This window comes from Fictibacillus nanhaiensis (assembly GCF_042686385.1).
Taxonomy (GTDB): Bacteria; Bacillota; Bacilli; order Bacillales; family Fictibacillaceae; genus Fictibacillus; species Fictibacillus nanhaiensis.
Map to the genome: position 1 here is coordinate 2,187,504 of NZ_JBHUPF010000006.1, position 12,241 is coordinate 2,199,744.

The 12,241-nt window shown below is 39.1% G+C and carries 17 protein-coding genes; 7 read left to right on the top strand and 10 right to left on the bottom strand.

The genetic code is table 11. The features are described from left to right. Positions 1 to 457: 457 nt before the first annotated feature. Complete coding sequence (locus tag ACFS5O_RS14800) at positions 458 to 1,870, top strand: Na+/H+ antiporter NhaC family protein (protein WP_205726192.1); 1,413 nt, start codon at positions 458 to 460, stop codon at positions 1,868 to 1,870. A gap of 10 nt (positions 1,871 to 1,880) precedes the next feature. Here the strand turns inward: ACFS5O_RS14800 and ACFS5O_RS14805 are convergent, their stop codons facing one another. Then, positions 1,881 to 2,507, bottom strand: coding sequence for a uracil-DNA glycosylase family protein (locus ACFS5O_RS14805; protein WP_205726191.1), 627 nt, complete (start codon positions 2,505 to 2,507; stop codon positions 1,881 to 1,883). A gap of 224 nt (positions 2,508 to 2,731) precedes the next feature. Here ACFS5O_RS14805 and ACFS5O_RS14810 point away from each other — a divergent pair, with 224 nt between their 5' ends. Then, complete coding sequence (locus ACFS5O_RS14810) at positions 2,732 to 3,025, top strand: HesB/YadR/YfhF family protein (RefSeq protein ID WP_379839330.1); 294 nt, start codon at positions 2,732 to 2,734, stop codon at positions 3,023 to 3,025. Position 3,026: 1 nt separating this feature from the next. Here the strand turns inward: ACFS5O_RS14810 and ACFS5O_RS14815 are convergent, their stop codons facing one another. The 5 genes from ACFS5O_RS14815 to ACFS5O_RS14835 form a co-directional block, all read right to left on the bottom strand. Continuing rightward, positions 3,027 to 3,323, bottom strand: a complete 297-nt coding sequence (locus ACFS5O_RS14815) for a hypothetical protein (protein WP_205726190.1) — start codon at positions 3,321 to 3,323, stop codon at positions 3,027 to 3,029. Then, the gene (locus ACFS5O_RS14820) at positions 3,323 to 3,745 is read right to left on the bottom strand and encodes an acyl-CoA thioesterase (RefSeq protein WP_205726189.1); all 423 of its coding nucleotides are present in this window, start codon (positions 3,743 to 3,745) and stop codon (positions 3,323 to 3,325) included. Before ACFS5O_RS14820 ends, ACFS5O_RS14815 begins: the two co-directional genes overlap by 1 nt. 86 nt (positions 3,746 to 3,831) lie before the next feature. After that, entirely contained in the window at positions 3,832 to 4,068 is a 237-nt protein-coding gene (tlp, locus tag ACFS5O_RS14825) for a small acid-soluble spore protein Tlp (protein WP_205726188.1), read from the bottom strand. Positions 4,069 to 4,135: 67 nt separating this feature from the next. Then, on the bottom strand, positions 4,136 to 4,645 hold the full coding sequence (locus ACFS5O_RS14830; protein ID WP_066393947.1) for a hypothetical protein: 510 nt from the start codon (positions 4,643 to 4,645) through the stop codon (positions 4,136 to 4,138). Positions 4,646 to 4,752: 107 nt separating this feature from the next. Then, positions 4,753 to 4,896: an acid-soluble spore protein N gene (locus tag ACFS5O_RS14835; protein ID WP_066241162.1), complete on the bottom strand. Its 144-nt coding sequence runs from the start codon at positions 4,894 to 4,896 to the stop codon at positions 4,753 to 4,755. Between the two features lie 149 nt (positions 4,897 to 5,045). Here ACFS5O_RS14835 and ACFS5O_RS14840 point away from each other — a divergent pair, with 149 nt between their 5' ends. Then, positions 5,046 to 5,174 (top strand): FbpB family small basic protein, encoded by a 129-nt coding sequence (locus tag ACFS5O_RS14840; RefSeq protein WP_205726187.1) that lies wholly within the window; start codon positions 5,046 to 5,048, stop codon positions 5,172 to 5,174. A 42-nt stretch (positions 5,175 to 5,216) separates the two neighbouring features. On the opposite strand, the gene acnA is transcribed toward ACFS5O_RS14840, so the two are convergent. Beyond that, on the bottom strand, positions 5,217 to 7,943 hold the full coding sequence (acnA, locus tag ACFS5O_RS14845; protein ID WP_205726186.1) for an aconitate hydratase AcnA: 2,727 nt from the start codon (positions 7,941 to 7,943) through the stop codon (positions 5,217 to 5,219). Between the two features lie 282 nt (positions 7,944 to 8,225). On the opposite strand from acnA, the gene ACFS5O_RS14850 reads away from it, so the two are divergent. Continuing rightward, positions 8,226 to 8,414, top strand: coding sequence for a DUF378 domain-containing protein (locus tag ACFS5O_RS14850; RefSeq protein WP_205726185.1), 189 nt, complete (start codon positions 8,226 to 8,228; stop codon positions 8,412 to 8,414). An 81-nt stretch (positions 8,415 to 8,495) separates the two neighbouring features. Then, positions 8,496 to 8,666, top strand: a complete 171-nt coding sequence (gene sspO, locus ACFS5O_RS14855; RefSeq protein ID WP_137789569.1) for a small acid-soluble spore protein SspO — start codon at positions 8,496 to 8,498, stop codon at positions 8,664 to 8,666. Here sspO and ACFS5O_RS14860 read toward each other — a convergent pair. Further along, positions 8,663 to 8,920 (bottom strand): hypothetical protein, encoded by a 258-nt coding sequence (locus tag ACFS5O_RS14860; RefSeq protein WP_205726184.1) that lies wholly within the window; start codon positions 8,918 to 8,920, stop codon positions 8,663 to 8,665. The genes sspO and ACFS5O_RS14860 overlap by 4 nt on opposite strands. A gap of 294 nt (positions 8,921 to 9,214) precedes the next feature. On the opposite strand from ACFS5O_RS14860, the gene ACFS5O_RS14865 reads away from it, so the two are divergent. Then, positions 9,215 to 9,355 (top strand): small acid-soluble spore protein P, encoded by a 141-nt coding sequence (locus ACFS5O_RS14865; RefSeq protein ID WP_066393930.1) that lies wholly within the window; start codon positions 9,215 to 9,217, stop codon positions 9,353 to 9,355. 49 nt (positions 9,356 to 9,404) lie between these two features. Here ACFS5O_RS14865 and selA read toward each other — a convergent pair whose 3' ends face one another. Together selA and ACFS5O_RS14875 are read right to left on the bottom strand one after the other, a co-directional pair. Further along, positions 9,405 to 10,784: an L-seryl-tRNA(Sec) selenium transferase gene (gene selA, locus ACFS5O_RS14870; RefSeq protein WP_205726183.1), complete on the bottom strand. Its 1,380-nt coding sequence runs from the start codon at positions 10,782 to 10,784 to the stop codon at positions 9,405 to 9,407. Positions 10,785 to 10,837: 53 nt separating this feature from the next. Then, positions 10,838 to 11,074: an Rdx family protein gene (locus ACFS5O_RS14875; RefSeq protein WP_318300209.1), complete on the bottom strand. Its 237-nt coding sequence runs from the start codon at positions 11,072 to 11,074 to the stop codon at positions 10,838 to 10,840. A gap of 93 nt (positions 11,075 to 11,167) precedes the next feature. Between ACFS5O_RS14875 and selD the strand changes: the two genes are divergently transcribed. After that, positions 11,168 to 12,223, top strand: coding sequence for a selenide, water dikinase SelD (gene selD, locus ACFS5O_RS14880; protein WP_205726182.1), 1,056 nt, complete (start codon positions 11,168 to 11,170; stop codon positions 12,221 to 12,223). Positions 12,224 to 12,241: the final 18 nt, after the last annotated feature.

A 12,241-nucleotide genomic window follows, 5' to 3' on the forward strand; every position in this document is an offset into this window, starting at 1 on the left:
TTTTCTGTGACGAAAAAGGTTTTACGATAACCTCGTGGATCCGGCAAGGATTGTTATGTTAAGCTGCCGGCCAATTTGTTTTTTCAAAATACATCATGATTTGCACATAAAATAGCATTTCCTAATTAAGTATTGATGGGAAATGCTTAGCCATGTGAATATGCGTAAAAATTAAACGTTAATAGTTACAAGGCTATCCGTAATTCAAACTTGTTCCGTCCATATATATTCCGTTGTTAAACTTATCACGTAAACCTAATAAATGCAACTCTTTACATTAGAAGTGGTGTTTAAAGTTTATTCACACAACTCTTTAAACATGTGATATTTCACTTGAACGGTATTAGTCTAACCAATGAAGTTTTGTATGAAACGTCATTCTTTTGTTCTAAAGAATAAATTTTAAAAAGCATCGCACGCTAACAGTATTATCTCCTGGATGAAAGAAGGACGCTTCATGGATCATAATTGGGTTTCTGTTATACCATTTTTAGTAGTAATTCCTATAGCTATCAAGACTAAACAAGTTCTCCCTGGTTTGATCGCAGGTCTTTTGACCGGATCCTACCTACTCCACCCCACACTTGTCGGTGGATTGGAAAAGATGGTTCAATTTCTAGTGAAAGGACTGGTAGACCCTAAGAATATAAAAATATTAGTATTTTTGTATGCTTTTTCAGGACTCATCTCTATGATTAAACTTTCTGGAGGAATTAAAGGCTTTGTAGAAGAAGCTTCTAACAGGATCCAAACAAAAAAAGGAGCATTACTGCTTACTTATGTCTCTACGATAGGTACTTTTGCAGCTCCAAGTTTTCGTTTCGTAACGATTGCTCCGATCATGAGAGCTCTTTTAAAAAAGGTAAAGATGTCTACCCAAGAACTAGGCTTTGTTATTGAGACTACTGCAACTCCCATCATCGTATTGATACCAATTGCTACCGCATTTGTTGGCTACATGACATCCATTGTCGACATATCGTTGAAGAACGAAAACATTACAGCAGATCCTTATTCTCTCTTTTTACAAAGCATTCCGTTTAATTTTTTCTCTTTTGTCATGATCATTGTAGGAATCTACCTGAGCTTCTTTCATCATTCAAAATCTACAGAAGAAACAGACCCAAAAGATGTAGGTAAAAGCGAAGAGGATGACTGGCATAGTTGTGATCCTGCTGTAAATAAAGAACTTCCGAATAAACCATGGAATTTATTGATCCCACTCATTCTTGTCGTATTTCTTACTCTCCTGCTGACATGGTGGGACGGTTACAAAAAAACGAAAGGCAGTTTCTTTGCCGCGTTTATTTCAGCAGATGTTATGGATGCGATGCTGATCGCACTGTTGTTCACCACCATATTCACGTTTCTTTTTCTTCGTTTTCAAAAAATAAAGACAGGTGACCTGTTAAATGGGTTTATTTTCGGTGGTAACGAGTTAATGAGTGTAATCGTGCTGTTAGCTGTTGTCTGGGGCTTATCTTCCGTTACGGAAGAACTTGGCTTCTCTGCTTTTGTAACTCGTTACGCTGGATGGATTCCTGGGTCAGTTATCGTTCCGTTGCTGTTTATCTTCGGCTGTGCAGTCTCTTATTTTATCGGATCTGCTTGGGGTACATGGGGAATATTGATGCCTCTTGGTGTATCGATGGCAGGGGTGGCAGATGTTTCACTCCCTCTTGTGATCGGAGCGGTCTTCGCAAGTGGAACATTCGGAGCATTCGCTTCACCTTTAAGTGATGATACGAACACGATCGCACGCATTTTAAACCTATCCGTTATCACCTACGCACGATACAAGCTTAAACCCGCACTAATAGCTGCTGGAATAACAGCTGTATTATACGGAGCTACCGTATTCTTTATTTGAACCTCCTGATTTAGGAGGTTCGTTTTTTTCCTTCAACTCTTACTTTATTTATCACTTCTTGATAGCGTTCTCTCGACCATGAATGATAAGAAGGATGTGGTACCCCTTCAATAACGGTTAACTTCTCTCTTTTAGAGAGTTTGTTCACATATTTTTCTGCGAATCTTCCGCATGGGACGATAAGTGTATTTTCTGTAAGCAATGATGTTAACCTCGTTTCAAAATGTTGTAGAAGAAGTTGATCGAAATCAGCTCTACATTCATCTTTAAAGACTTTCACTGAGCTCGTCCTAACTGCTTCAGCGACTTTGATCTCTTCTGAATATTTGGTAACGAATGAACGATCAGGAAATGCGGACCCTTGCAGTGGAAACGAACACACATTTACGATACCAAACGCTGTTTTCTTGTTCTCATTTATGTACTGTTTTAACAACTTTCCCATCGGAAGGGTATCTTCGACTTCAAACAATTCTTTTGCCATCGATCTGCCAGACAAACCCGCCAAAGGCACTCCAGATTTGATCTCCTCTTTGTGAGGTGATTCTAAAATAAATATCATATTCGTGTGTTCAGAAATTAGATCTTGAACACTATAACGTGCTGATGCTTCTTCAAAAAAAGAATGGATGTCCATCAAATCTGCCTCCTTTTCATTTAAAGTTGTCTAATAGTATGTATATTTTTATACAACGTTCTTTTCCTTTCATGCATAAATGGGGTAGCTTGGAGTGGAAAACAATCGCTTCCAAAACCAGCCTTTAAGCAAACTTAATGTGATCGTTTTTATTGTGCTTTCTACATTCGTATGCCACAATATCATCATTACTTTATAAGTAAGTGTTAAGGAGTGAATATATTTTGAAAATCATTATGAATGATGAAACTGCCAATTTTGTAATCACCGATCTTCAAGCAAAACAGAACGATTCCATCCGTTTTTTTGTTCGCCTTGGAGGATGCAGTACAGTTCAAGACGGCTTTTCATTAGGCCTTACAAAAGATACACCCAAACATCCAGCTGCCCAAATCGTTGTAGAGAACCACACATTTTTCATCGAACAAGAAGATGAATGGTTCTTTGATGGAAATGATCTAACCGTTTCTATTAAAGATGGAGAAATCAATTATGATTTTAACGAGAACAAAAACTAAACTATAAGAACTTTTGAAGTTCTTGAATCCGTCCTTCTCTTTTCATGATCTCTACTTGCTTATCCCCGATAAGATCAAAATGGGGATAAGCATCTCGTTCATGAATCCACTCTTCCTTTAAACCGTGAGTTCTTCCCCACTCTGATAATTTTTCCCTGTCGTTACAACCCACTTTTGTTACACTTTTTGCTTTTGGAAATCGCGTATCATACCAAAAATGTGTGAGGAATGCGATGTGGCCTGCCTCCACTTCATCTTTCCATCTCTTTAAGTCCGCACGTTTTATTCCAAAAGCCATTATTCTGATGAGCTCATTTCCATGTAGGCTTCATGCCAATCTGGAAAATATTTTTTGATCGAGATCGGTCGGAAATTTTCTTTTTTTACACAGACATGAGTGGATTCTCCGATAACACACAGCTCGTTTTTGTCGTTAAAAATTTCATAATAATAAACAACCTTAATCCCTGAATATTCTTTTACGGCTGTTTTAATATGGGCTTTTTGCCCGTAGGTTAATGGTTTTTTATATGACGCATGAATGTCTGTTACTGGAGATAGTATCCCTTCTCTTTCCATATCTGCATATTTAAAACCTAAATGTTCGATCAATTTCGTTCTTCCGATTTCGAACCATACCAAATAGTTTGCATGATACACGACACCCATCTGATCTGTTTCTGCATATCTAACATCTACGCTACTTTCAACAAATTTCATATGTCATCTGTTTCCCTTCATGTTGTCTTTTCTTAACACTTTAGTAGAAAATGAAAAAAAAGACCAGCAATATGCCGGTCTTTCTCTTATTGAAGGTCGTTACCTTCTCTATACGCCTTTTCTTCTTGAATCTCATTTTGAAACTGCTCAATGGATTCTTGTCTATGTTGATTCTTCTCTTTAATCTGCTCTTTTTGGCTAGCAGTCAGTTCTGTGTTAGCCGCAGTCTGGTTAGCTTCAGAAATGTTTTGTTCTGTATTCTGAACCATTTGTTCTAAACATTCAACATTGTTGCTTCGATCGTCTCGGTTTGGTTTGTTCATGATGATTCTCCTTTGTAAAAAAATTCGTACCATCATAGTTTGTACAAATGACTGCTATAGTTATTCTTTAATTTTTTTGCAAGAGGATCGGACTCATGTTTTGAACGCTTGATTGACAAAGTTCAGAAAGGTATTTCCAATATTCCACTACACTATCATCTTCAAGATTTTTCATTGTAATCTCTAGCCAGGCTAACTCCTCTGCCAACCTAATTGATGAACCGATCCAATATTTTTTGTTTTTTACTGTAATCTGAAATGGTTCTTCAAATCGAAACGGAAGATAGAACCCTTCCGTGTTCGGATGCAGGATGATGTGCTGGTAAACGGTTCCTTTTGTAAGCTTAGCATAGAACAAAAATACCCCATCGTTTTTTGCTGCTGCTTTTTTTAACTTTTCGAGCGTTTCAACATTTCCTAGTTCCATCGTTGTAATTTCTTTATCCCAGTTCAACTCTTCACGAAAAGGAACTAGATGTCCCAGTCGTTGCATTTCAATCTCTAACTGACGATATAAATAATCCTGATCATCTTTGTTATGTGATACAGGTAATGGTTTGACAGATGCCGTAATCAAACGTACCCCTCCTAATTCTTTCACTACATACACTTTTTCGACAAAATCTATAGTATATGGGAGTCAAAAGAAAAATTATGGAGAGGTATTTTTTAGAAACTAACGTGTTATTTCCCTTTTGGTGGTACGTAATCTGCATGATCGTGCGATTTATTAGCCATCTTTTTACCATTATTACTGTTACTCTCACGCGGCTGAGTGCCTATATGATTTGGAACGAAATCTTCAGGAAAGCGTTTTGGATTACTCAAAGGTCCTACCTCCTTTCGTCTTCTTTTTTACTTTTCCATTAATCAAATCCATCTATTCATCAGTAGAATGGCAATTATTTTTTTAATGTCTGATTATTTCGATTTTACATTGGCTATATTGTTATTATTACAATGAAGAGGTGTCTATCATGAGGAAGAATAGAAAAATGAGTTTTAAAGAACTCGTGAATGAGAACAAGAGGCAATTGTTGAAAGATGAATCTTACATCGAACAACTTGAAATCAAACTTGACGAAAAACATATGAGAAAAGCATAAAAAAATCCTTTGCCTAAAACGAATTGGCAAAGGATTTTTTTATTAGTTTTGAGTTTGAGAAGAATGAGCAAGCTTGTTACGAAGTACCATTGGAAGGATACCACCATGACGATAGTATTCAATTTCAACTTCGCTATCAAAACGAGCTACAACTTCAAATGTTTTCTCAGTTCCATCTTCAAAAACAGCTGTAACTTGAACAAGATCACGCGGTTTAACCGTTTCATCAACAGAAACCGTGAAAGATTCTTTTCCTGTAAGTCCAAACGTCTCAGCATTCTCACCATCTTTGAATTGAAGAGGCAGTACACCCATCAACACAAGGTTTGAACGGTGGATACGCTCGAAGCTTTCAGCAAGTACAGTTTGAATGCCTAGTAATGTAGTACCTTTGGCTGCCCAGTCACGAGAAGATCCCATACCGTAATCTTTTCCTGCGATTACCATAAGACCCGTACCGTTCTCTTTGTATTTCATCGCAGCATCATAGATGCTCATCACTTGGTTAGTTGGCCAGAAAGTAGTCCATCCACCTTCAGTACCTGGAGCAACCGCGTTACGAATACGAATATTCGCGAACGTACCACGCATCATGACTTCATGGTTACCACGACGAGAACCATAAGAGTTAAAGTCGCGTGGCTCTACACCGTTTTGAATCAAGTATCTGCCTGCAGGAGTATCTTTTCCGATCGCACCAGCTGGAGAAATGTGGTCTGTCGTAACAGAATCTCCGAATTTAGCGATAAGCTTAAGATCTTTAAGAGGTTGGATCTCTTTAAGTTCTGCAGAAAGCTCTTCAAAGAACGGAGGGTTTTGAATGTATGTTGATGATGTATCAAAACCATAAAGTTGGTCAGCAGAAGTCTTCAGTTCGTTCCAGCGTTCGTTCTCATCAAATACACGCTCGTATTCCTTCTTGAACAATTCTGGAGTTACTGCTTTCTTCATCGCTTCATTAATCTCTTCTGTTGACGGCCAGATATCTTTAAAGTAAACTTCGTTACCCTCTTTGTCTGTTCCGAAAGAATCAGATTGAAGGTTGAAATCTACAGTTCCTGCAAGTGCATACGCTACTACTAGAGGTGGTGAAGCTAAGTAGTTTGCTTTTACAAGCGGGTGGATACGTCCTTCAAAGTTTCTGTTTCCTGAAAGTACAGAAGTAACAGTAAGATCGTTCTTAGCGATCGCATCTTCAACTTCAAGCGCCAAAGGACCAGAGTTACCGATACATGTCGTACAGCCGTAACCAACAAGGTTGAACCCTAACTGATCCATATAGCTCATCAAACCTGCTTCTTCTAAATAACGTGTAACAACTTTAGAACCCGGTGCTAAAGATGTTTTTACGTAGCCAGGAACTTTTAAGCCTTTTTCGATCGCTTTCTTTGCAACCAATCCAGCACCTAGCATAACGTAAGGGTTAGACGTATTCGTACAACTTGTAATCGCAGCGATCGCAACAGCACCTGTCTTCATCGTAGAAGACTCGTTGTTCGGATGCTTTACTGTAACTTCTTTATTGATCTCATCAGCTGTCAGGCCGAACCCTGCATTGCCTTGTGGAGCAACAAGCGCTTTATTGAAGCTGTCTTTCATTTGAGATAAAGGAATCAAATCTTGTGGACGTTTTGGTCCTGACAAGTTTGGCTCAATCTCAGAAAGGTTGATTTCAACAACGTCTGTGAATTCAGGGTCTGCATCTCCAGCTGTGTAGAACAATCCGTTTGCTTTGCAATAAGCTTCTACAAGCTGAATTTGATCTTCTGTTCTGCCTGTCAGACGAAGATAGTTTAATGCTTCTTCGTCAACTGGGAAGAAACCACAAGTTGCCCCATATTCAGGAGCCATGTTTGAAACTGTTGCACGGTCTGCAAGCGGCATTTCAGCAAGTCCTGGTCCAAAGAACTCAACGAACTTCCCAACTACTTTCTTTTCACGCAATACTTGCGTTACTTTAAGTGCAAGGTCTGTTGCAGTCGTTCCGTTTGGAAGTGTTCCTGTTAATCTAACACCGATTACTTCTGGAACTGGGAAGTAAGAAGGCTGTCCTAACATGCCAGCTTCTGCTTCAATTCCACCAACACCCCATCCTAATACTCCAAGACCATTGATCATGGTTGTATGAGAATCCGTCCCTACTAATGAATCAGGGAAAGCAATGGTTTCACCTTCAGATTCGCTCGTAAGAACAACAGGGGCTAAGTACTCTAAGTTTACTTGGTGGACAATACCTGTTGCAGGAGGAACTGCACGGTAGTTGTCAAACGCAGATTGAGCCCAGCTTAAAAGTTTGTAACGCTCTTCATTTCGAGCGAATTCTAGGTTCATGTTAAAAGCAAGTGAATCTTGAGTCCCTGCTTTATCAACCTGTACAGAGTGGTCAACTACAAGATCAACTGGAATTTCAGGGTTGATCTGAGAAGGGTCTCCACCCATATCCTTCATCGCTTTACGAAGAGACGCCAAGTCAACAACAGCTGGTACTCCTGTAAAATCCTGAAGAATAACACGTGAAGGCTTAAAAGGAACATCGATATCTTTCAGTTCACTCGTGCCCCACTTTGCAAGATTTTCAACGTGTTCTTTGTTGATTACTTTTCCATCAAATTGTCTTAATACAGATTCCAATAATACTTTTACAGAGTAGGGTAATTTTGATACGTTACCAATTCCCGCTTCTTCTAACGCTCCTAAACGGTAATAGCTGTATTCCTTACCGTTCACATCAAAAGTAGAACGGGCATTAAATACATCATTTCTTTTCATGTTCCACTCTCTCCCTTCACTAACAATCATACACGATTATGAGAAAAATTGTCGAAAAAATGTGTTCAATTTCAGAGTCTTTTACACAAAATCTTTTTTTCCCTCTATTATCATACGTAAAACCCTTTCATAAGTAAAATAGTTAATGGTTATCAATCGACATAAGTTTTTCTTATGGTATAAATATCACCACTATCTTCCTGCTTGCATATAGTAAATTACGTAATACTTCTTTTTGTTTTCCCATAAGTACCACGCTTAAAAAGATCGGAGGGAAACAGGATGGAATGGTTAAAAAAACTTGCCGCTTTACTCGTGTTGATCGGAGCATTAAACTGGGGAGCAATCGGTCTTTTTAATTTTAACGTTGTGACAGAAATTTTTGGAAGCGCTACCACTGTTACAAAAGTTTTATACAGTTTGATCGGCCTTTCTGGTGTCTGGCTGTTATTCAGTAAATATAAATCTTGAACGTAAAGAAGCACTCCTTTTTTTGGAGTGCTTCTTCTTTTTGATTTTGCACAAACTAAATGTAACGGAGGTGACAAACAAATGGGAAGAAATAAAGCAAATCACTCGCGTCCTGGAATGAATGCAGCAAAAGCTCAAGGTAAGGGAGCTGGATATGATACAGAATTCGGTAATGAATCACTATCCTTACCTAATGAAAAGTTAAGTGAAGCTGAGCGTCAAAACAATAAGAAAACGAAGAAAAGACATTAAGGTTTTGGAAACTGACTTTGAAGTTGTTGCAGCTCATTTAGAAAGCTTTCTAACTGAGGCTGTTGATGTTCAGAAGCTGTTTCCATTGCGTTCTGTATTTGTTGACAAGCCTTTTCGTTTTCGGTCATAAAATGAGAATAAAAAACACCATATTCACTATTTGACGCGTCCAATGTTTTGGAGAGATCCATCGCATGGTGATAACCTTGCTCAGCAGCTTGATATGCTTGTTGCTTGTTTTTATGATAGGGCATAATTACCATCCTTTGTTTTGATATACCTTTAACGTTCCAATATCATCTAGAATTATTCAATAAATTGCTTTTTATTGCTGGGCAATTGCACAGATGTAGTTGATTTACGTTCCAGGTGCTCGCTTTCCGGGGGGCGTGCGGTGAGCCACCTCGGCGCTATGCGCCCTTAGGTGTCTCACCTGTCCCGCTGATCCCCCAGGAGTCTCACACCTTGCACTACAATCAACTAGGCAATGAAGCATTTCTAACAAATAATTATACAAAAGTGAAAAGAAAGATAGGAGGAGGCTTATTATGGGAGAGCATAATACGTTTAAAGATATCAGAAAGAACGCTCCAAAAGGAGAGAACCCTGGACAACCAGCTCCTATGAGTGGTTCTAAAAAAGTAAAACAGCGTAATCATACGGGACAAAACCGTGGAGAAGGCAGTTAATAAAACAAACAACAACAGGGACCGACAGATAATCTGTCAGTCCCTGTTCTTAATCGATCGATCGTATTGCATCTTCAACCGTCAAAAGCTCATCATCGGAAATCGTTCTGAGATCAAGAAGAACTTCTTCACCTTTGATCCTCACGATAATAGGCGTTTGATGGTTCCGAAAAGCTCTTGCTAGGTAATCTGCTCCTTTAAAGTGTTTAAGTCCTAAACAAAAAGTTGGCAATTTCACATCCGGCATTGTTCCTCCCCCAACTTGAGAGAACTCTTCTAGAATTCTGATGTTTAAAGAAGAATGATCTTCCACTTTTCTTTTTAGTCGCCATACACTCTCTCTGATTTCTTCAGGAGTTTTTAATATATCTCTAACTGTTGGAATGTCTTTATATTCTTCATTTCTATAAGACAGTAACGTTTCGTTTAATGCAGCGATCGTAAACTTATCCACTCTTAGAACACGAGCTAGCTGATGTTTCTTTAATTGATCGATGATTCTTTTTTTCCCTGCAATGATTCCAGCTTGTGGGCCGCCTAAAAGTTTATCTCCGCTAAAAGACACTATATCTAATCCATTATTAATAACGGAGGAGATCAATGGTTCATCACCGATTCCTTCAGACTGAAAAGGATAGAGGGCTCCACTTCCAAGATCTTCGTATATAATCAGATCTTGATGATCCTTCTTCAACTGAATCAACTCACTTGAAGATACTTCTTTCGTAAATCCAATCACCTTAAAATTACTTGTGTGGACCTTCATGATCATTCCAGTTTCTTCATTTATCGCTTCTTCGTAATCAAAGAGATGTGTTTTGTTCGTCGTACCAATTTCCCGCAGTTTCGCTCCACTTTCTTCCATTATAGAAGAAACACGAAATGAACCTCCTATCTCAACAAGCTCACCTCTAGAAACGATGACTTCTTTGTTTTTAGCTAGTGCTTTCAGAATCAGGTAAACGGCTGCTGCATTATTGTTCACGACCATCGCGGCTTCTGCACCTGTTACTTGTTTAATTAGTTCTTCTGTCAGATCATGCCTAGAACCTCTTTTTCCTTGTTCCAAGTTATACTCTAAATTTGAATACATTCTTGCTGTTTCACTCATTCGTTCTACGCTTTTCTCACTTAGTCTAGATCGTCCAAGATTTGTATGTATAACGATCCCGCTAGCATTGATCAATGAGCGGATCTGATGGGTAGGATGAACTAAATTAGACTTTGCTGAATCCTTAACGAGTGATCTGATATCAGTTTTCAAGTCAATAGCATGGTGATCGTTGAGAATATTTTTTCGCCAAAGTTTGATCGCATCTTGAACAGCTCGTGTTACTTCCTTTTCAGGTTTGCCACTCACTTCAGAACTGATATCTTTTACCACCTCATGAACCGCAGGTAGCTGCCTTAACAAATCAGATTTTAACAAAATGAAGCTCCTCCTTAAGGGCTTAACGATTCCTTTAAGGAGGGCATCGTTTTTTAAGCCAATAATTTTTCTAAGTGTTTTATGATCAGATCATGATCCGGAAATTCTCCGGTCTCTTTTTTTGAATAAATTTTTTCGCCATTGACGGATACTTCAAACACTCCTCCAGAACTAGGAATCAGTTCGAGTGAAGAAATTTTAGAACGAAAATGGTTGAACAGGTCTTCCGCGAGACTCGCGGCTTTTGGTGCAAAGTTTCACATCATACAGAATTCAATAGATACTTTCATGTTTCATCCTCCTTTTTTAAGACTATTTTAGTATATCCTTAGGCATTTCACAAAAATAATGTTTATACTAACAAAAGGAGGTGTCCTTTTATTATGACGAGTAAAGATAAAGTTAAGCTCACTCACCTTTCCTCAAAAGGTGGTTGAGGCTGTAAAATCGGTCCAGAAGACCTGGCGCAAGTTTTGCGCCATCTACCAAAACGCGAATATGATCCTAACCTTTTAGTTGGTTTAGATACTTCAGACGATGCAGGAGTCTATAAGTTAACGGATGACCTTGCTATGATCCAGACTGTCGACTTCTTTACACCAATCGTAGACGATCCATACATGTTCGGCCAGATTGCAGCTGCAAATTCATTGAGTGATGTTTACGCGATGGGAGGACGACCTACAACAGTGATGAATATAGTAGGTTTTCCGATTAACACTCTCGGTCACGATGTTTTAGCTGAAATCCTAAAGGGAGCTGCCGATAAAGTGAAAGAATCTGGGGCAGTGCTGGTCGGAGGACACTCGATCGACGATTCAGAGCCTAAGTTCGGTCTGTCTGTAACTGGCCTCGTTCATCCATCAAAAGTATATAAAAATGTTGGTGCGAGACCCGGAGATGTTCTTGTATTAACAAAACCGATCGGTGTGGGTATACAAACCACAGCGATAAAAAAAGACAAGCTTACCGCCGATCAGCTTAAGCTCGTCAGCGAAACGATGGCTGCATTGAATAAGACTGCTGCCGAATGTTTAGAAGGTCTATCTCCAAACGCTGTTACAGATGTAACTGGATTTGGTCTCCTTGGTCACGCCACTGAGATGGCAAAAGGAACAGGAGATATTACAATCGAGATCAATTATGACCGAGTACCACTCTTACCAGGCACTACAGAGCTTGCTCAAGAAGGAATCGTTCCTGGTGGTTCTAAAGCCAATCATCGTTGGATCAAAGATGATGTCCAATACGAAAACGACCTTTCCCAGTATCAGCAATGGATATTATGTGACGCTGTGACCTCTGGCGGATTACTCGTAAGTCTACCTGAAAGTGAAGCGCTAGAATACGTGGAGAGACTTCATACGAATGGCATAAATGACGCAAGCATCGTTGGTCGTGTTCTTGCATTCTCTGAAAAACCGATCAAAGCCAATTAAACACAAAAAACTCCGGCA